Source organism: Lacinutrix algicola (assembly GCF_001418085.1).
In the GTDB taxonomy this organism is placed as follows: domain Bacteria; phylum Bacteroidota; class Bacteroidia; order Flavobacteriales; family Flavobacteriaceae; genus Lacinutrix; species Lacinutrix algicola.
The window spans coordinates 123,568-143,779 of the sequence record NZ_LIQH01000039.1 but is presented as its reverse complement, the minus strand read 5'-3'; the positions used below and the strand labels follow the sequence as shown (position 1 = coordinate 143,779).

The following is a 20,212-nucleotide window of genomic DNA, read 5'->3' as shown; positions in this document are numbered from 1 at the left end:
AATTAATATTTTAAGGTTTCATTTTCATAAAAATGATTACTTGTTTTATTTTTAGCTTCATCTAAAATTTTATATGCTAAATCATATGCTTCTTCAAGTAACTCCTGACCGAAAGAAAAAGTCATTTTATAACCTATACCAGCAGCGATAGCTTGGCCTGCAAAAGGAATCAACTTAAAAATTGTTTTAGAAGCAGTACTTGCACTATATCTTTTTAATAGCAATAAAACTCCTTCTTTTGCAATAAATTTAGCAGCAAACTGTTTTCCACTTACAACATATTTTCCATCCAAACCATATTTTGTAGTAGTATAGTTTATTTCTTTCTCGTTAATACCAAAAATATCACCAATTTTTTTAGATAACTTTATTAAGATTGCTACATCTACTGAAATATCAAGCCCAATAATTGGGTTTAAACCATTTGCTGCTGCTACAGTAGCTGAGTATGAAATTATTTTTCCTGCAGCTACTTTTTTAGCTTGTAGAACTTCTCTGCTGTATGGAGTAACATCCATTAAAAAACGTTCCTTCTTAATTCCGTCCAAATTATTCTCTATATTATCCAACAATTCTTTAAAGTCATTTTTAATACCATCTACAGAAGATATTAAATAAATTCCTTTAATATCAATTCCCTTAGTACTTTTTAGGATGTTATCTCTTACTTTTAAATAGACTTCTTCTTTTTCTAAATCGTTATCTCTTTTTTCATTAGCAATAGATTCGTCCATCTTAGTTCGAACAACATAAACAGAACGTCCAGAATCAACCATCTTATTAATTAACCATTCATCATTTTCATAAAAACGATTACTAGTCACAATTATAAATGAATCAAAACTTAACAAGTTGCAATCTTCAATATAAGTTTCGATTGGAAATTTTGATGTCCCACAACCTGGCAAATCGTAAAACTCAAGACCATTCTGTTTGTAGGATTCAATTTCTAGCGTAGTCTCAACACTCCCAACTGATGCAACTTTTTCACCAAAAATAGTGTTAATCATAGATGATTTCCCTGAGCCACTTTGGCCTGAAATTGCAATTTTAACCTTTACATTTTCTAATTCTTGCGCTTTGATTTTCATTTCCTTAACAATATCCTCAATGCTAATGTTTTTCATAATTCTAATGTGTTTAATATTTAAATTAGTTAAATTCTAAACACCCAAAAAATCAAGAAACTATAAGTTTTATAATATTTTTTTATAAAAACCTTATGTCTCTTATTTAGAGAAAAAGCAAGACAATAAAATATAATATATGGACTCAAATTTTAAATCTATTTCAATCAAAAATATTTTTGTTCTTTACTCTTCCAATTCCTAAAAAGCAAAATTTAGAAGTTCATTTTTGGGCATTAACTGTAAGAAAACAAATCTATCTACCAAACAGACAAAAGGTGTCTGTTTTAAAATTAAAAAAAAATAGATTGAATATAATTAACTTTAAAAGTAAAAAAATGTAAAAATTAAGAAGAGTATATTTATACTTTAATAATAACTCGCAATAAACTCTAAGTGTTCCTTTACATAAGCCTTAACATGAGCCGGGCCAACAACCTTAACCCAAAGGTTATACTTTAAAATCTCCATTAAAAATTCATAATTAGGTTCGATATAAATTTTTATTTCGCCCCAAATATTAGCATTCTTATAATCTAAAGATTCTGTTTCGGCAGCTTTAGGGCGCGTAATAATTTGTTGAGAATGATGGAATGGATTACTCTCTAAATATTTAAAATGATGATTAGCAACTTGAATATGTATCCACTCTGCTTTACTATCCGTTTTTAAAATACCAATAACATCCTTAAAATAGCTTTTAGGATTAAAAGGTGTAGCTTTCTTAACAGCGTGTGTAGTTATATCTAAAGACTTAATTCTATCATCTAAGCAAAACGCATAAACGCCGTATTTATCGTTATGTGCTATCAAGTACCAAGCTTTATTAACCTCTTTAATATGCAACGGCTGAAAAAAACCTGCTATGGTTTCAAAACCATTATCATCGTACCAACCATGATAAGAGATTTCTATTAAAAATTGCAGCTCAATAGCTTGTATTAAAGGTACAAGGTCTATATAAGAACTTAAAGAACTTCGTGTAGTAGTAACGTGTTCTTTCCAGGAATGTGCATGATGATGTAGGAGATAAAGTTCTGTTTTTTCATAAATCTCCTTTAATGCATCACTTAATTCGTATCCCTCTAAATAATAGCCATAATTACGTTTGTGTAATATTATGGTTTGGTAATAAGACTTTATTTTTTCTAAATCGCGTTTAATCGTTTTTTGAGAAAACTGATTTAACTTATCGTATAACGGATCATCAATATTGTCTACACGCAATCGGTCTAGCGCATTTTGTAAATCTTCTAACGGTACAAAACCATTTTTTTCAACTCCATAAACTTTAGGATTTGAAATAACTCGCAAAATATAATAGCGTCGAAGAAACTCTGGTGTCATATAAAAAAAATGAAAAACGAAAGTAATACTAATCTTTCAAACAGCTAACGGAACGCTTTTATATATTTGAGCAATAATTATAATTTATGACATCGGTTTTTAGTAAAAAAGACTTTATCGCTACCAAATGGTTTACGCTAGAAAAACTGATTCAGTTTGCAACCGGTGTGTTTATTGTTCCTCAAATTTTTAGTACTTTAGGTACTGTAGATATTGGTAAACTTAAGTTTGTAGAATCCGTTTTAGGATTATTTGCTCCTTTATTTTTTTTAGGGCTTACCGCTATATGTATTAGAGAAATTGTATTTAATCCAAAACGAAGCGAACAAATTCTAGCTACTGCATTCTATTTAAGACTTGCCAGTTGGATTGCTATATTTATTGGAATTACAATCTACTTTTATGTTATAGAAAGTAGTCCATTAACGAGCTTATATATTATAATTACTTGTAGTTATTTCTTTAAACTTACAGATGTTTTCGAGTATTATTTACTTGCAAAAAAATGGACAAAAATTATATTTATAAGTAAAATATCTAGCCTTATTATTATAGTGTCTTTGCAATATTATGGTGTTAAAAATAATTTTGACGTTAATTATTTTGCGAAGCTTATTGCTTTAGATTTTTTAATTCAAGGCAGTATTTATTACTTCATATTAAAATATAAAAAACAGTTTTTATTCAAGCAATGTCGATTTTCTTGGACTTTAGGCAAGTCGTTATTAAAAATGTCTTTTCCGCTTATAGTATCCAGTGGTTTAATTATGTTCTATATCTCTATAGACGAGCTGTTTTTAAAGCATTTTTTAGGAGATCATGCTAACGGTATTTTTGCAACCGTTCAGTTTTTAGTAATAGCATTAAGTTGGAATATTGGCTTTTCGATAATTAATGCATTATACCCATCTTTAGCTGAATCTTATAAACAAGATAGTATACTTTATGCTAAAAAAATAAAAAAGTTATTTAAAATCATGTGCATATTAGGCCTATTAATTGGTATACTTTACACGCTATTTGGCAACGCTATATTAAACACTTATTTTACTGAAAGCTATGCTGAAGCAAAAAGCCCGCTATTAATATTTTGCTGGGCGCCACTTATTATATTTATAGGAATGATATACGAAAAACACTTGATTAACGCAAATCAACTACAAAAAAATGTTTACCGTTTTGCAATTGGCTGTACATTTAATGTGGTATTGTGCTATTTATTAATTCCAATTTGGCAAGTTTCTGGCGCTGCTATTGCCGTATTAGCAAGTCATTTTATTACTAATATTGCTTATCTCTTTTTAGACAAAGAAAGCAGAAAGGAATTAGTATCTCTTTTTTAATTACTTTTGAATTATGCAACTACTCTTAATGGCATTAGCGCCAATTGTTATTATAATATTTTACATCTATTTAAAGGATAAATACGAGAAAGAACCAATACGCTTATTATTAATATCGTTTTTATTAGGTGCCATTGTTAGTATTATTATAACCACACTACTCTATTATGCGTTTAACATACTAGTACCTTTAGAAAATGAATTAAGTATTTGGGAGCAATTTAAACAAGCCTATTTCGTGGTTGGTTTTTCTGAAGAATTAAGTAAATTTTTAATTGTATTACTATTTGCTCAACGTCGTAAAGAATTTAACGAACCTTTCGACGGTATTGTATATGCCGTAATGGTATCTATGGGTTTTGCTGCGACAGAAAACATTATGTATGTTATGCAAAGCGGACCAGCAACAGCGTTAGCGAGAGCATTTACGGCAGTGCCAGCGCACGCTACTTTCGGAATTATAATGGGTTATTTTATGGGTAAAGCAAAATTTGCACCTAATAAATTATACTTAAATCTATTAGGTTTATTTTTTGCTGCTTTGTTTCATGGCACTTACGACTTTTTCTTATTTATAGACTTTGTTCCAGGTATTTGGGTTGGTGCTTTTGTGTCTCTTGCTATTGGAATCTTTCTATCTAGAAAAGCTATTAAATACCATCAAAACAGTTCTGTATTTAAAGACGATTTTGAACCTATTTCTTGATGAATTTTAAGAGTTTAATAGTGTTTTTATTATTATACGTTTCAAAATACAGTCCATTTACTAATTAACAAACTTTCATAAAATATATTAATCTGTATTATGGATTTCTATATTATACATATATTTACTTGCATTTAAATTGAATAAAATGAATAAATCCTATAAAGTAAAGGTCAATACTACTACAGAAATTGATATTACCAATAATGATGTTTCAGCTTTAGATACTATAGAAGTTTCTTCGTCTAAATTTCATATCCTTCAAAATAACACGCCATTTAAAGCCGAGATTATTGAAGGTGATTTCAACAATAAAACATACAAAGTAAAAGTCAATAACAATACTTATTCTGTTTTAATTCAAAATGATTTAGACGAATTAATAACAAAAATGGGCTTTGAGGTTGGAGCTACAAAGCAGATAAACGACATCAAAGCACCAATGCCTGGACTCATATTAGACATTAGTGTAGCCGTTGGACAAGAAGTTAAAGAAGATGAGCCGCTTTTAATTTTAGAAGCTATGAAAATGGAAAACGTTTTCACTTCGCCAAGAGATGGTATTATTAAATCTATATCTGTAAGCAAAGGAGATGCTGTAGATAAAAACGATTTATTAATTGAGTTTGAATAAATACTATCAGTTCTAATATTTTGCGAAGAAATAAGCAAAATGTATCAAGAACTTATAATGAATTAAAAATAAGATTTCCTTGTTACGGAAATAAAAAACAAATAGATTCTCGTTTTCACGGGAACGATAAATAAATTTATCGATGAAAAAAATACTAATAGCAAATAGAGGAGAAATTGCAATTCGCGTGATGCAAACTGCAAAAAAAATGGGAATTAAAACAGTTGCAGTCTACTCTACTGCAGATAGAAATGCACCACATGTAAAGTTTGCAGATGAAGCTGTTTTAATTGGCGAAGCACCTTCTAATCAATCCTATTTATTAGGAGATAAAATTATTGAGGTCGCAAAAAGTTTACATGTAGATGCTATACATCCTGGTTATGGTTTTCTATCTGAAAATGCTGATTTTGCTGAAGCTTGCGAAAAAAATAACATCATATTTATTGGTCCAAAATCTAAAGCCATTAAAATTATGGGTTCTAAGCTAGCGGCAAAAGAAGCTGTAAAAGCTTATAATATACCTATGGTTCCTGGAACAGACGAGGCAATTACAGATATACCTGAAGCTAAAAAACTAGCAACACAAATTGGATTTCCTATTTTAATTAAAGCTTCTGCGGGAGGTGGAGGAAAAGGCATGCGTGTTGTAGAAAAAGAAGCCGATTTTACCTCGCAAATGGATAGAGCAATTAGTGAAGCTGTAAATGCTTTTGGTGATGGTTCGGTTTTTATAGAAAAATATGTAACCTCTCCAAGGCATATAGAAATACAGATTATGGCAGATGCTCACGGCAATGTTGTTCATTTATTTGAGCGAGAATGCAGTGTACAACGTCGTCACCAAAAGGTTGTAGAAGAAGCACCTTCTGCTGTATTAACACCCGAATTAAGAGAACAAATGGGAGAAGCTGCCATAAAAGTGGCTAAATCTTGCGATTATCTTGGTGCCGGAACTGTTGAGTTTTTATTAGATAATGATAAAAATTTCTATTTTCTTGAAATGAATACACGTTTACAAGTAGAGCATCCTGTAACCGAATTAATTACAGGAACAGATTTAGTAGAGTTGCAAATTCGTGTTGCAAGAGGTGAAGCACTTCCTATAAAACAAGAAGACTTAAAAATTAAAGGCCATGCACTAGAATTACGTGTTTATGCCGAAGATCCTTTAAACGATTTTTTACCAAGTGTAGGAAATCTAGAAGTTTATAAATTACCTGTTGGCGATAATATTAGAGTAGATAATGGTTTCGAACAAGGCATGGATATTCCTATTTATTACGATCCAATGTTGGCTAAATTGATTACCTACGGAAAAACTAGAGAGGAAGCCATTGAGCTTATGATTAAGGCAATACAAGACTATCAAGTAGAAGGTATCCAAACAACATTGCCTTTTGGAAGTTTTGTTTGCGAGCATGATGCTTTCCGTTCCGGTAATTTTGATACGCACTTTGTAAAAAAATATTATTCAGCGGAATCTTTAAAAAGCAAGCAGGATGAAGAAGCAAAAATTGCTGCGCTTATTGCTGTAAAACAATATATCGAAGATCAGAAGTTATTACGAGTACCTAATTAATTTAAAATATAAATTGTCTTTCTGTACTTGATACGGAATCCGCAATAACATAATATAGATTCTGCATAATATCGCAGAATGACAAAATTGAAAATAATATGGAATCTAAAATAAAAAATCTTAACGAAAAACTTGCTCAAGCCTATTTAGGTGGCGGACAAGCACGAATAGATAAACAACACGAAAAGAAAAAACTAACCGCCAGAGAACGCGTTATGTATTTACTAGACGAAGGTTCTTTTGAAGAAATTGGAGCTTTAGTAACCCATAGAACCAAAGACTTTGGTATGGATAAGCAACAGTTTTATGGTGATGGTGTTGTTACTGGTTATGGTACCGTAAACGGAAGACTTATTTACGTTTTTGCTCAAGATTTTACCGTTTTTGGTGGCTCACTTTCCGAAACTCATGCCGAGAAAATTTGCAAGGTTATGGATTTGGCTCTTAAAGTTGGAGCGCCTATAATTGGTTTAAACGACTCTGGTGGTGCACGTATTCAAGAAGGTGTGCGCTCGCTTGGTGGTTATGCCGATATTTTCTACAAAAATGTACAATCTTCTGGTGTAATACCACAAATATCTGCAATAATGGGGCCTTGTGCTGGAGGAGCGGTTTACTCTCCTGCAATGACGGATTTTACCATTATGGTAGAAGATACAAGTTACATGTTTGTAACTGGACCAAACGTTGTAAAAACAGTAACTAATGAAGAAGTTACAAGTGAAGAACTTGGTGGAGCAAGTACACATTCTACAAAATCTGGAGTGGCTCATAAAACATCTTCTAACGATATAGAATGCTTAGAAGATGTAAAAAAACTATTAAGCTATTTACCACAAAATAATACCGAAACACCTACTCTACTTCCTTTTAAACTAAAAGATGAAGTACGAGAGAGTTTATCGACTATTATTCCTGCCAATGCAAACCAACCTTACGATATGCATTCGGTTATCGCTGGAATTATAGATGAAGATTCCTTTTACGAAATACATAAAAATTATGCCGAAAATATTCTAGTTGGTTTTGCACGCTTAGGCGGAAGAAGTATTGGTATAGTTGCCAACCAACCTATGTATTTAGCTGGTGTTTTAGATGTAAACAGCTCAAAAAAAGCAGCACGATTTGTTCGTTTTTGCGATGCTTTTAATATTCCTCTTCTTACTTTAGAAGATGTCCCTGGTTTTTTACCGGGAACAGACCAAGAATGGAATGGTATTATTGTGCATGGTGCAAAGCTTTTATATGCCTTTAGTGAAGCTACAGTACCAAGAATTACTGTAATTACACGTAAAGCTTATGGAGGTGCTTACGATGTAATGAACTCTAAACATATTGGTAGTGATATGAACTTTGCTTGGCCAAGTGCAGAAATTGCTGTTATGGGAGCCAAAGGTGCTGCAGAAATTATCTTTAAAAAAGAAATTAATGCAGCTGATGACAAAGAAGTAAAATGGAAAGAAAAAGAAGCAGAATATGCTGAGCTTTTTGCAAACCCTTATAGTGCAGCAGAACGTGGTTTTATAGATGAAGTTATCTTACCAAAAGATACCAGACGAAAACTAATAAAAGCGTTTGCAATGCTTGAAAATAAAGAGGTAGAAAGACCTAAACGTAAACATGGTAACATTCCGTTATAAATTATATTTAATGTCATATTTAAGGCTTATAAGCCAAATATTGCAGTAACCGAGGAGATTATATACTCTACGCCTATTGCAATAACTATAAACCCAATTATTCTTGAAAGTGCATTTATACCAGAAGCTCCTAAAAACTTCACGATTATATGTGCACTTTTAAGTACTAAGTAAATAGTTAATGTTGCGAGTATAACTGCTCCAACTATAATACCAATTTCATAAGCTTTTTCAAATTCTTGATTATAGGTAATTAACAAAGAAATAGTTCCAGGACCTGCTAGCATTGGTATTGCTAATGGTGTTAAACTTATTGCTTCTCTACTATGAATATCGTCTTGTACTTTTTGACGTTTCATACCTTTATGCTCTCTAAACTTACCTGTTAATAAAGCAAAACCAGAAGAAGCAATTATTAAACCTCCTGCGATTTTTAAAGCATTTAAACTAATCCCGAAAAAAGCCAAAATATACTTACCTGCAAAAAAAGATAATAACAAAATAATAAGCACATCTATTGCGGTCCAAAACGCAGTAATTGCACGTTCTTTTTTTGTATGATCCATTGTTAATCCCACAAAAACAGGTACTGTTCCTAAAGGATTCATGATTGAAAATAATGCGCCAAAAGCGACTAAAAATAACTCCATTGTTGTAATATATTGTATTTAATTATCGGTTAAGCTATTCATGAAGTTAACCAAATCTTTAATTTCGTTTTTTGAAAGATTTAAACTATCTGTTGGTAATGTTTGGTATTCTAAATCAAATCCTAAGCCTGCTCCACCTCCATTATTATAAAATGTAACCACTTCTTCTAAAGAGGAATAAACGCCATTATGCATATAAGGTGCTGTTTTCTCAATATTTCTAATAGTTGGAGTTTTAAAAAATAATTTACGCTCGTTTGTTTTAAAAACATGATAACGCCCAAGGTCTTTACTTACTTTAGAATCTAAATCTGTAGAATTTGGTACGCCTAATAATTCCATTTCACTTTCATTAAATGCTGGTGGTACTGTACCATTAAAAACTGGAGCAAAATGACAAGTCGCACATTTTCCTTTGCCACTAAAAATATTAAAACCATTAATTTCACTTTCTGTAAGTGTATTTTCTTCATTATTAATATTTCTATCAAATTTAGAATTAAAGGTATTTAAGCTTCTAATGTATGTTGCTATGGCGTGCCTTATTTCTCTATCTGTAGTTTTTTTGTAGAGTGTATTAAAGGTCTTTACATATTCTGAATTCTTGGAAACTGCTTCGGTAATATTTTCCAAATTAGTATGAAATTCATTTTCATTATCAACCACACTTATAATTTGTCCTTCTAAACTTCCTGCTCTTCCATCGTAAAAGAAACTTTGTTGCAGAGATGAATAATTTAATGTTGGTGTATTCCGTTTTTGCTTTGGAAAAACAACCATTCCATCAGTAAACGCCTTGTCTTTATGATGACAAGTAGCACAACTCATATCTTTAGTCGCTGATAAGTTTTCATCGTTAAACAGTTGTTTACCCAATGCTATTTTTTCTTTTACGTTTTTTACAGGCTTATTACTGTCGCTAAAATAATTTACATTAAACGTTTCTTTAGAAAACAAAGAAGTCATATTATTAGAAAAAGCAAGTTCAAAAGGAAATACTACTTGCCAATCTTTTTGCGTCTTTACCAGGAGCTCTAATTGCTTATGGGTATGGTTTTTAATAAAGCTATAACGATCAAAATCTACAAACTCTTCATTTAAATCTATAATGGTTTTAGTTATTTCATCTTGCCATCCTTTTAAAAGATCCTTATTAATAAAATGATCTTTACTAATTTCTAAAATGGTATTAATAGTTTTATAAGATAATTGTGCTTCTGCTAGAGATTGTTCTAAAACAGGAGAATCGAAACCTGTAATACCTGTTAAGGCTACGCGCGCAATTTGATCTCTAATAAGCCATATTACGTGATGCTTCTTTAAATTTAGCTTCGTATTCTTATGTATTAACCCTAAGCGGTTTTTAGTAGTTTTTACATTTTTTTTTATCTGATTTAAAGCAATAGTATCATCGAATAAAGATTCTTCTAAAACTTGAAATCCTTTAGGTTGCCTTATTTTAATATCTGTAGCATCTTCTTCTTCAATTTTAAGAATATTTGGTGCGTTTAAAAACTTATAATTGTCTTTATCTACAAATGCTAAAATTGGTTCTAATGTTTTAAAAGTTGCTCTTGCTTCTTTATAGTTAACAATAGCTTCATCTTTACTTGTAGCAGCTTCTATGGTTTCTAACTGACTAATACATTGCTCTAGTTTTGTTTTATAATGAGCTTCTAATATCGAAAGCGAGTCTACTTCTAAGGTTTCCTTTTCTTGTTTACAACCTAGAAACAAGAATAAAAACAAACACGCACAAAATGTGCGTGTTTTGTTAAGTTTATTATTAAAAAATAACATACTATCTTTCTAATCCGTTTATAGTAAAAAGCATACTTCCTTCTCCTGTAGCAGGTGTAGCATTTGCATTTGGATCTGTGAAATTATTATTCCATCCATGGTTTTGTGTAATTAAAAGGAATGTTTCATCAACACCAACAGTTTCAGATATATCTATCATTCCTGTTAGCTCCCAAATACTATTACTTGTACCATAACCTTGAGCTGCTGCATTATCTTGTCCACATTCTAAAACCGTTTTTAAAACTCCAGTATTTAAATTGTATTGGTAAAGTTGAGCATAATGTTGCTTATCTGCAGTATCAAAATAACCATTAGGATCTTCTTGAATGTACGCGTAGTTTTCTGTTACTAAAATATTATCTGGACTGTGAAACATTTTAGCTTTTCCGTTTTCTAAATCTCCATCAAGTACACAAGTAATTGTTCCTACTGAAGATGGATCGTTTTCATTTAAAGTTACTTTATAAACACGTCCGTAACTTGTTCCTTTACCTACTAATCCTGGTTTTTTTCTTCCTGTAACACAAAAATAGATTTCTCTGTTATTTACAGCTGAACCTCTTCTCCAATCAATATCTTCTAATCTAGAAAAGCCCATTGCTCCTTTAGTTTTAGCTTCTGTATCTAACATACTAATTTCTGTTTCCTCTAATGGAACAAAATCAATATTATAAGATTGGCCTTCTTGCATATCAACTTCAAAATCTACAGTATCATCTGTAACACGTAAAGCATATAATTGACCTCCAAATAAATCACCACGATTACCAACATACATTCCTAATTGACCTGAAGGAACTTCATTATCAGCATGATCATCTCCAATAAATACTACCGTTTTATCGGCATATGCTTCTTTACCAATTACAACAGCATTTTCTGTTGACCATTGACCTAAAGTTGGAAGCATTTGTGCAAATGATGAATTGCCCGAGCTTTTAAAAGGATCTGTTGCAAAAACACCTTTACTTGCTCCTCCCCATTCTCCACCTGATAAATACAATGGTCCGAAACCATGTTCTTGAGGTGTTACTAAAGATCCTGAACATTGTGCTGTAGATGCTGTTGCATTAGCATTTAAAATATACTCACCTTTTACCGGTTTAAAGGTTTCATCTAATTCTATACGTGCAATTGCATAATCTGCTTCTATATTATTTATTAATGTAAATGTACCATCGTCATTTTTTAATAAACCAGCGCCATCTGCCATAGAACCGTATACAAAATCTGGTGATTGCTCTAATTGATCTTCTGAAGTTAATAGAGGATAAATATTAACATTACTAAACTCTGAAGAAAGATTTAAAAACGATGGAGTTATAGACCTAGCCTTTAACTCTACTAAATTTACGTTTTCTACTTCAACACTATTATCATCTTCTTTACAAGATGCTAAAGCCAAAAGTGATAAAAATCCTAAGGATAATTTAAAATAGTTTTTCATTGTATTTTTTATGGTTTGTTATTTGCTACAAAGCAAAACAAACGACATTAACACAATGTATAATTAAAAACATCTAAACATTAAGCTTAGTTTAAGCGAGTGTAAATTGTAAATTTAACATCAATTAATAGTTACTAAATCTTAGCCTGGTAAGTGTATAAATCGTAATATCTGCCTTGAGCTGCAATAAGATCGTCATGGTTACCACGTTCTGCAATTTTACCTGCTTCGATAACCAAAATTTGATCTGCTTTACGAATAGTACTCAATCTGTGTGCAATAACAATTGTAGTTCTGTTTTTTGTTAACTGAGATAAACTTTTCTGAATTAGTGCTTCACTTTCAGTATCTAAATTCGAGGTTGCTTCATCTAAAATAATAACTTTAGGATCTGCTAAAATCGCTCTTGCAATGGCAATACGCTGCCTTTGTCCTCCAGATAGCTTCACTCCTCTTTCTCCTATTAAAGTCTCTAAGCCTTCATCAAATCTATCTGTAAATTCATTAACATACGCTGCTTTAACTGCTGCTTGTAATTGTGCTTCTGTTGCATTTGGCCTTGGAAACATAATGTTTTCGCGTATTGTACCTTCGAATAAGAATTCGTCTTGTAAAACAACACCTAAATGCTTTCTAAAACTATTCAGTTTAACTTTAGATAAATCTTTACCATCTATAGTTATCTGTCCAGATTCTGGATTTAAAAATGTTGCAGATAAACCTGCTATTGTCGATTTACCCGATCCACTACTTCCAACTAAAGCAATTACAGAACCAGATGGTGCCTTAAAATCTATATTATGCAATACCGGTTTTCCTTCTTCGTAAGAAAAATTGACATTATTAAATGCAATATCACCTTTAACATTTTCTAGTTCTACCGTTCGGTTTTCGTCATCATCTTCAGCAGCCATATTCATAAGCTCTTCTGTTCTGTCTAAACCTGCTAACGCTTCGGTTAACTGACTTCCAATATTACTCATTTGAATAATTGGAGCAATCATAAAACCTAACACTAAAGTGAAGAAAAGAAAATCTCCTGTGGTCATTTCACCTTGAATCATATAATAGCCACCAATTCCCATAATTCCGGTAGTAGCAACACCAATTAAAAACGTTGAAGAACTCGTCATTAAAGCCGTAGCCGTTAAACTCTTTTTCACATTTTGATACAATTTATCTACACCTTTTTCGAAAGCTACATTTTCTTGTTCTTCGGCATTAAAAGCTTTAATTACTCTAACACCAGCCAACGTTTCGGTAAGACGACCTGTAACCTCAGCATTAATTTTTCCTCTGCTTCTAAAAATTGGTCTTATGTATTTAAAGGCTTTTAGTGCTATTATTCCAAAAATTGATAAAGGGACGAATACAAAAAGTGTCATCCATGGATTTAAATTAATTAGGATTACTAGAGAAACAACTGCGGTAAATGTACCACCAACCAATTGTACTAAACCTGTACCAATAAGGTTTCTTACACCTTCTACATCTGTCATTATTCTAGAAACTAAAGCACCCGATTTTGTATTATCGAAAAAACTAATAGGGAGTGATAATACTTTCTTTTGTACTTGAGCACGCAGCTCTGAAATAAGGTATTGCGCTTGTACACTCAATATTTTTGTAAGTAAATAAGAGGTAACTGCTTGCACTGTTATTGCTGCAATTACAATAAGAATAAGCGTCCATAGTTTACTTGAATCTCCACTTGGCACGACATCATCTAATAATACTTTACTTTGCCAAGGCAGTATTAAACCAGAGATACTTTTAACTATTATTAATACTAACCCAATAAACACCAATTTACGTCTAGGCCAAATAATGGTTTTAAACGCTTGCTTTAAGGTTACTTTTGGTTTGGTTTTATTTTTAGAATCTTGAGTTTTTAAATGTCGCATATTATAGAATTGTTACGCAAAGATACGCTCGAAAAAAGCAATAAACTTCTACTAATAATTTAATGTTTTGTTAATTGATAATAAACTCTATATAATATTAAATAAAGCTTGTTTATTTCTTTTAATAGACTCAACATTACACTCCTTCGTATTAAAATTTAAATTATCAAATAGTTATATTATTAATAGTGCTAAAACTTATAGTTTAAAAGCTATTTATCTAATAATCTTCTGTGATAATTTATTTGCCCTAAATGATAAGAGAGATGCATTGTTAGGTGTATTAAAAAATACTCTGTATTCATTATATCTTCATTTACACGACGTTTATATTCCTTTTTCAAGTCGTTTTCCGATAGTGAATTTAAAGTGTTTTCAACAACAATAATAGTATATTCTACTAGCTTAATTAACTCTGCTTTCGGAACGTTTTTAAGCGAAAACTCTAAATCTCTTTGCCTTACATAGCCAGTATTACCTAATGCAGCACCAATAAAAGCATTTAAATTACCTACTAAATGCAGACCTAAGTTTCCTGCTGAGTTTTTAACTGCTTCGGTAGTAATCCAAAGGTTCTTTTCATCTTTATATGCTTCAATTTCAGTAATTAAAATATTTAAGTCTCTTTTAAAGAGTTTTATTAAACTTTCTACTATCATTATTTAATTTTTTATTAAGATTTGAATTCCAAATATGGTTAATAATTAAATTACTTTTGTACCATGCAAGATAACCAACCTCTAGTACAAACAAAACAAACTGTTAAATTTGAATTCATAGCATTAATGGCTTCTTTAATGTCTATTGTTGCTTTGGCTATAGATGCAATATTACCTGCAATTTCTTACATAGGTATAGATATTAATAGTGTCGATACTGGTAACAACCAATTACTAATTACCATGATTTTTCTAGGCTTAGGTTTTGGACAATTATTATTTGGACCACTGTCTGATAGTTTTGGAAGAAAACCAATAGTATACATCGGTTTTAGTGTTTTTACTGTTGGTAGTATTGTGTGTGTATCATCTCCTAGTTTAGAGTGGATGATTTTTGGTCGTATATTACAAGGTATAGGTTTATCTGCACCTAGAACTATTGCCATAGCTATTATTAGAGATAAATTTAAAGGTGATTACATGGCAAAAATTATGTCTTTTGTAACAACCTTTTTTATTCTAGTTCCTGTTATAGCTCCTATGATGGGTAAATTTATATTGAACCATTACAATTGGAGAGGCATTTTTTATGTGCAATTAATTATGTCATTGGTAGTAAGTATTTGGTTTTGGAAAAGACAACCAGAAACACTAAAACTAGAATATAAAATTAAGTTTAGCAAACATGTTTTTATAGACGGTTTAAAAGAATTAATTAAGCATAAAATAACAATGGGTTTCACTGTTATTTCTGGTTTTATATCTGGTGCTTTTATTGTGTACTTAAGCGCCTCTCAAGTTATTTTTGAAAATCAATATGGTTTGGTAGACGAGTTTCCATATATTTTTGCCGGTTTAGCTGCTGGTATTGGTTTATCCACTTTTTTAAACGGCTCTTTTGTAATGCGTTTGGGTATGTGGCGTTTATCTTTTATAGCAACTATTGTATTTTGCTTAAACTCTTTATTGTACGTGATATTATTTTGGAATGCTGCAACAAATCCATCACTAGTAGTTATCTTAATTTTTATGGCTATTCAGTTTTTTACAATAGGTTTTCTTTTCGGAAACATTAGAGCTATTGCAATGGAGCCTATTGGGCATATTGCAGGAATAGGAGCTGCTATAACTGGTTTTACATCTACAATAATGGCTGTACCAATTGCAAACTTTATTGGTGGCTATGTAAAAGAGACTGCTCTACCTCTATTTCTTGGTTTTGTTGTTTTTGGTGGACTCTCTCTATTAATTTTCATTAGAATGCGAATTTTAAGAGATAGAGAACTAGCTTTAGCATAATTATTTATGTAGTAGCACTATTGGTTTTCATATTCACCATAATCTACATCTTTAATAAACTGTATTAAGCCTTCAAAAAACACTTTTTGATCGTCGAATTGAGATAAATGACTCCCATTTGGGCATAATAAAAAACTACCATTTTGTACCTCTGTACTAATCCACTCCATATGTTCTGGGTCCATAGTATCGTGAGTTGCACCAATAGTTAAGGTTGGCACTATAATTTCGTTTAAACGATCTTTAATATCCCAATTTTTAAGCGTAGCATTACCTTTAATTCCAAATTCACTTGGGCCTTGCATTGTTACATAAACATCTGTATTTAAATGTTTAAAACTTCTATTAATAGGTTCCGGCCATTCGTCAACAGGCATTCTAATAACATGTTCTGTATAATAGTTATTTACAATAAGCTCCATGTATCTTGGGTTACTGTAATCTTCGGCATTTTCGTATTTCAAAATTTCTTTTAAAACTTCCGGATTCATTTTTGGAGCTAGTACTTCATCACTATATTTTTGATAATCTGGTATAGAAGCTACCATATTAGAGATTATTAATCCTTTTAAATTTTCTTGATATTTTAAGGCATATTGCATACCTAAAATTCCTCCCCAACTTTGTCCGTAAAGATAGAAGTTGTCTTTATCTAAATTTAAAGCAATACGCACCTGCTCTACTTCTTCTACAAAACGGTCTAAATCCCAAAGACTTAAATCTTTTGGCTGATCGCTGTAATAAGATCCTAATTGGTCGTAATAATAGTATTCTATATTTTCCTGTGGAAAGTACCCATCGAAACATTCGTAAATCTCATGTGTCATTCCTGGTCCTCCATGTAACAATAATACTTTCATGGTTGGATTATTACCTACACGCTTAGTCCAAACATTAAATTCGCCTTTTGGTGTTTGGATTGGTATCATTTTTATACCACCAAGAAACTGATCTTCTTTATTAGGGATTAAATAGTTTTCTGCGGAAGTACTCTGTACTATAACATGTTCTTGAACTTCTTTTTTACAGTTAAAACATATTACAATAATTAAACTAAGATATAAGATTTTGGTTTTGGTTTTCATATAACAGGTATTAGAATACTAAGTTAAGCAAATAAATATTTGATTAAAACCATGTCTATTTAGCTAATAATAACATGAAATTACTATTTATCATTTTATATAAACTAGACTAAACTTATTTTTTTCGAGCTTTATTTTTCTTCTCAATTAGCTTTACATAAATTAGTTTTTTATGACCTCTAGAATCTTCTCGTCTTTCAATTTCAAAAGCTGTAATAGATTTTATTAATGGAGTTAATTTTTGAAACCCATAATTTCTAGAATCAAAATTAGGTTGCTTTTTCTGTAATAAACCACCAACATCTCCTAAAAAAGCCCAACCATCATCATCGGCAACATCATCTATAGTTGCTGCAATAAATTGAATTTCTTTTTGGGTAATTTTATCATAGTCATTTTTAGAAGCTATCGATTTATCTACAGATTCTAATTCGCTTTCCGATGCTTGCTTTTTTAGAATCTCGATATAAATAAACTTATCACAGGCTACAATAAAAGGATTTGGTGTTTTCTTTTCTCCAATACCATACACTTTCATTCCTGCCTCTCGTAGTCGTGTTGCTAACCTTGTAAAATCGCTATCACTAGAGACTAAGCAAAAACCATCAACTTTCTCCGAATATAAAATATCCATAGCATCAATAATCATTGCAGAGTCGGTCGCGTTTTTACCCGTAGTGTAACCGTATTGTTGAATTGGTGTAATTGCATTTTCTAACAATAAACTTTTCCATTTATTTAAATTAGGTTTAGTCCAATCTCCATAAATACGTTTAATTGTTGGGTTGCCATATTTAGCAATTTCCTCCATCATTTCTTTTACATTCGCTGATGGTATATTGTCTCCATCTATAAGTACTGCAAGTTTTATATCCATAAATTTAAAAAGTAATTGTTATACACACATAAAGATAATTGCTTTAAAGCAAAAAACCACTCTAAATTAGAGTGGTTTTTAAAATTTTATAATTTATATATTATTTTCTTGTTGCTTTTTTAGCTGCTTTAGCTGCCTTTTTTTCTTTAGGAGATAATGCTGCTTCTTTTTTTACATTCTTTTTAGAATCTTGCGACTTTGCCATAACTTTATGTTTTAATGTTTATTTTTAATTTGATTGATTAAATATAGTGAATGGTTTCGATGATAGTTTATTTAAAATGATTTTATTTTTTTACATAAATACAATACTAACTTTTACTATAACATTAGCTATTGAAATTAAACTCTAAATCATACGACCAATTATAAAATAACAAGTCAAGACTCTAAAAATGTATCAGTTATAAAAAGTAAATAATAACTTATAAAAGATGCTTATTAGGCTGTCGTAATTTGTTCTTATATTAGTACAATTACTTACTAAAAGTAAAAATTGAATAGAAACAGAAAGCACAAGAATGCAACTAAATATAAAAGATAGATTTAATAAAGAATTACCAGCAGATCCTATTCTTGAAAACACAAGAAGACAGGTTGAAAAGGCTTGTTTCTCTTATGTTACACCAAAGCAAACCGCAAAACCAGAACTACTCCACGTCTCCCCAGAAATGCTTAAAAATTTAGGTCTTACCGAAGCAGATGCTAAAAGTGAAGACTTTCTAAACGTTTTTACTGGAAATAGTGTTTTACCAAATACCAAGCCTTATGCTATGTGTTATGGTGGACACCAATTTGGAAATTGGGCTGGGCAATTAGGAGATGGTCGTGCAATAAATTTAACCGAAATTGAACACAATAATAAACATTGGGCAATACAATTAAAAGGTGCAGGAGAAACACCTTATTCTCGTACGGCAGACGGTTTAGCCGTGTTACGTTCTTCTGTGCGCGAATATTTGTGTAGCGAAGCTATGTATCACTTAGGAGTACCTACAACAAGAGCATTATCCTTAGCTATATCTGGAGATCAAGTTTTAAGAGATATGCTTTACAATGGTAATGCTGCTTACGAGAAAGGTGCTATTGTTTGTCGTGTTGCTCCTAGCTTTTTACGTTTTGGTAATTACCAATTGTTAGCGGCTAGACAAGATAATGAGACTTTAAAAACACTTGTCGATTATACCATAAACAATCATTTTTCGTATTTAGGAGAACCAAATAAAGACAGCTATTTACAGTTTTTTGAAGCCGTAACAAATAGTACTTTAGAAATGATTGTACATTGGCAGCGTGTCGGTTTTGTACATGGTGTTATGAATACCGATAACTTATCTATTCTTGGTCAAACTATAGATTACGGACCTTATGGTTGGTTAGAAGGTTTCGATCTCGATTGGACACCAAACACAACAGATAGCCAATATAAACGCTATCGTTTTGGGTCGCAATTAGACATTGGCCATTGGAATTTATACCAATTAGCAAACGCTATATATCCTTTAATTGGAGAAGCCAAAGGCTTAGAAGCTATTTTAAATGGATACTTCGAAAAAGCATCTTCTCAATATATAAGCATGATGCGAAGCAAATTAGGTTTACATACTGAAGAAACCAACGATGCAGAACTTATTTCTAGTTTAGAAACCGTTTTACAGTTAACTGAAACTGATATGACACTCTTTTTTAGAAATTTAAGTAATTTCTCTGCTATTAAACCTTCCGAAGGATTAACCGTTATTAAAGATGCTTTCTATCTTTTAGATGAAGTAACCAGTACTATTGAACAACAATGGAATACTTGGTTTGAAAGTTATGCTAAACGCTTACAAAATGAAACACTTTCTTTTGAAGATAGAAAGCTTGCAATGAACAAAGTGAATCCTAAATACGTATTACGAAACTATATAGCACAATTAGCAATAGACGATGCTAACAGAGGTGATTACAAGTTAATAGATAATTTATTCAATCTTCTAAAAAAACCATACGATGAGCAACCAGAAAACGAAAAATGGTTTGTAAAACGTCCAGATTGGGCGAGACATAAAGTCGGTTGTTCTATGCTATCTTGTAGTTCATAAGCTATACTTTACTCAGTAAAATTGA

General features: G+C 31.3%; 16 protein-coding genes. 7 read left to right on the top strand and 9 right to left on the bottom strand.

Translation table 11 applies throughout. From position 1 onward, the window contains the following. Positions 1–2 precede the first annotated feature (2 nt). Positions 3–1,127 (bottom strand): GTPase, encoded by a 1,125-nt coding sequence (locus ASC41_RS11605; protein WP_055436815.1) that lies wholly within the window; start codon positions 1,125–1,127, stop codon positions 3–5. Between the two features lie 369 nt (positions 1,128–1,496). Further along, positions 1,497–2,441, bottom strand: a complete 945-nt coding sequence (locus tag ASC41_RS11600; RefSeq protein WP_160318806.1) for a helix-turn-helix transcriptional regulator — start codon at positions 2,439–2,441, stop codon at positions 1,497–1,499. 119 nt (positions 2,442–2,560) lie between these two features. On the opposite strand from ASC41_RS11600, the gene ASC41_RS11595 reads away from it, so the two are divergent. From ASC41_RS11595 to ASC41_RS11575, 5 genes are all read left to right on the top strand, one after another. Next, entirely contained in the window at positions 2,561–3,817 is a 1,257-nt protein-coding gene (locus tag ASC41_RS11595) for a flippase (protein WP_055436813.1), read from the top strand. 13 nt (positions 3,818–3,830) lie between these two features. Then, positions 3,831–4,523, top strand: a complete 693-nt coding sequence (locus tag ASC41_RS11590; protein WP_055436812.1) for a PrsW family intramembrane metalloprotease — start codon at positions 3,831–3,833, stop codon at positions 4,521–4,523. Between the two features lie 148 nt (positions 4,524–4,671). Beyond that, positions 4,672–5,157, top strand: a complete 486-nt coding sequence (locus tag ASC41_RS11585) for an acyl-CoA carboxylase biotin carboxyl carrier protein subunit (RefSeq protein ID WP_055436811.1) — start codon at positions 4,672–4,674, stop codon at positions 5,155–5,157. 142 nt (positions 5,158–5,299) lie between these two features. After that, the gene (accC, locus tag ASC41_RS11580) at positions 5,300–6,739 is read left to right on the top strand and encodes an acetyl-CoA carboxylase biotin carboxylase subunit (RefSeq protein WP_055436810.1); all 1,440 of its coding nucleotides are present in this window, start codon (positions 5,300–5,302) and stop codon (positions 6,737–6,739) included. 98 nt (positions 6,740–6,837) lie between these two features. After that, positions 6,838–8,379 (top strand): acyl-CoA carboxylase subunit beta, encoded by a 1,542-nt coding sequence (locus tag ASC41_RS11575; RefSeq protein WP_055436809.1) that lies wholly within the window; start codon positions 6,838–6,840, stop codon positions 8,377–8,379. Positions 8,380–8,405: 26 nt separating this feature from the next. Here ASC41_RS11575 and ASC41_RS11570 read toward each other — a convergent pair whose 3' ends face one another. From ASC41_RS11570 to ASC41_RS11550, 5 genes are all read right to left on the bottom strand, one after another. After that, positions 8,406–9,029, bottom strand: a complete 624-nt coding sequence (locus ASC41_RS11570) for a MarC family NAAT transporter (RefSeq protein ID WP_055436808.1) — start codon at positions 9,027–9,029, stop codon at positions 8,406–8,408. Positions 9,030–9,047: 18 nt separating this feature from the next. Next, complete coding sequence (locus ASC41_RS11565) at positions 9,048–10,829, bottom strand: cytochrome-c peroxidase (protein WP_055436807.1); 1,782 nt, start codon at positions 10,827–10,829, stop codon at positions 9,048–9,050. A gap of 1 nt (position 10,830) precedes the next feature. Further along, positions 10,831–12,279, bottom strand: coding sequence for an alkaline phosphatase PhoX (locus tag ASC41_RS11560; protein ID WP_055436806.1), 1,449 nt, complete (start codon positions 12,277–12,279; stop codon positions 10,831–10,833). Between the two features lie 134 nt (positions 12,280–12,413). Continuing rightward, on the bottom strand, positions 12,414–14,183 hold the full coding sequence (locus ASC41_RS11555; protein ID WP_055436805.1) for an ABC transporter ATP-binding protein: 1,770 nt from the start codon (positions 14,181–14,183) through the stop codon (positions 12,414–12,416). Positions 14,184–14,395: 212 nt separating this feature from the next. Continuing rightward, the gene (locus ASC41_RS11550; RefSeq protein ID WP_055436804.1) at positions 14,396–14,842 is read right to left on the bottom strand and encodes a DUF1572 family protein; all 447 of its coding nucleotides are present in this window, start codon (positions 14,840–14,842) and stop codon (positions 14,396–14,398) included. Between the two features lie 63 nt (positions 14,843–14,905). Here ASC41_RS11550 and ASC41_RS11545 point away from each other — a divergent pair, with 63 nt between their 5' ends. After that, positions 14,906–16,141, top strand: coding sequence for a multidrug effflux MFS transporter (locus ASC41_RS11545; RefSeq protein ID WP_055436803.1), 1,236 nt, complete (start codon positions 14,906–14,908; stop codon positions 16,139–16,141). 17 nt (positions 16,142–16,158) lie between these two features. Here ASC41_RS11545 and ASC41_RS11540 read toward each other — a convergent pair whose 3' ends face one another. Beyond that, positions 16,159–17,226, bottom strand: coding sequence for a proline iminopeptidase-family hydrolase (locus tag ASC41_RS11540; RefSeq protein WP_055436802.1), 1,068 nt, complete (start codon positions 17,224–17,226; stop codon positions 16,159–16,161). Positions 17,227–17,341: 115 nt separating this feature from the next. After that, entirely contained in the window at positions 17,342–18,103 is a 762-nt protein-coding gene (locus ASC41_RS11535; protein ID WP_055436801.1) for an NYN domain-containing protein, read from the bottom strand. A gap of 521 nt (positions 18,104–18,624) precedes the next feature. Between ASC41_RS11535 and ASC41_RS11530 the strand changes: the two genes are divergently transcribed. Then, positions 18,625–20,187, top strand: a complete 1,563-nt coding sequence (locus tag ASC41_RS11530; RefSeq protein ID WP_055436800.1) for a protein adenylyltransferase SelO — start codon at positions 18,625–18,627, stop codon at positions 20,185–20,187. Positions 20,188–20,212: the final 25 nt, after the last annotated feature.

Excerpts from the sequence above, each read along its gene's own strand:
- ASC41_RS11585 (WP_055436811.1), top strand. The coding sequence starts at position 4,672 with ATGAATAAATCCTATAAAGTAAAGGTCAATACTACTACAGAAATTGAT.
- accC (WP_055436810.1), top strand. The coding sequence starts at position 5,300 with ATGAAAAAAATACTAATAGCAAATAGAGGAGAAATTGCAATTCGCGTG.
- ASC41_RS11590 (WP_055436812.1), top strand. The coding sequence starts at position 3,831 with ATGCAACTACTCTTAATGGCATTAGCGCCAATTGTTATTATAATATTT.
- ASC41_RS11605 (WP_055436815.1), bottom strand. The coding sequence starts at position 1,127 with ATGAAAAACATTAGCATTGAGGATATTGTTAAGGAAATGAAAATCAAA.
- ASC41_RS11595 (WP_055436813.1), top strand. The coding sequence starts at position 2,561 with ATGACATCGGTTTTTAGTAAAAAAGACTTTATCGCTACCAAATGGTTT.
- ASC41_RS11535 (WP_055436801.1), bottom strand. The coding sequence starts at position 18,103 with ATGGATATAAAACTTGCAGTACTTATAGATGGAGACAATATACCATCA.
- ASC41_RS11560 (WP_055436806.1), bottom strand. The coding sequence starts at position 12,279 with ATGAAAAACTATTTTAAATTATCCTTAGGATTTTTATCACTTTTGGCT.
- ASC41_RS11565 (WP_055436807.1), bottom strand. The coding sequence starts at position 10,829 with ATGTTATTTTTTAATAATAAACTTAACAAAACACGCACATTTTGTGCG.
- ASC41_RS11545 (WP_055436803.1), top strand. The coding sequence starts at position 14,906 with ATGCAAGATAACCAACCTCTAGTACAAACAAAACAAACTGTTAAATTT.
- ASC41_RS11575 (WP_055436809.1), top strand. The coding sequence starts at position 6,838 with ATGGAATCTAAAATAAAAAATCTTAACGAAAAACTTGCTCAAGCCTAT.
- ASC41_RS11550 (WP_055436804.1), bottom strand. The coding sequence starts at position 14,842 with ATGATAGTAGAAAGTTTAATAAAACTCTTTAAAAGAGACTTAAATATT.
- ASC41_RS11570 (WP_055436808.1), bottom strand. The coding sequence starts at position 9,029 with ATGGAGTTATTTTTAGTCGCTTTTGGCGCATTATTTTCAATCATGAAT.
- ASC41_RS11540 (WP_055436802.1), bottom strand. The coding sequence starts at position 17,226 with ATGAAAACCAAAACCAAAATCTTATATCTTAGTTTAATTATTGTAATA.
- ASC41_RS11530 (WP_055436800.1), top strand. The coding sequence starts at position 18,625 with ATGCAACTAAATATAAAAGATAGATTTAATAAAGAATTACCAGCAGAT.
- ASC41_RS11555 (WP_055436805.1), bottom strand. The coding sequence starts at position 14,183 with ATGCGACATTTAAAAACTCAAGATTCTAAAAATAAAACCAAACCAAAA.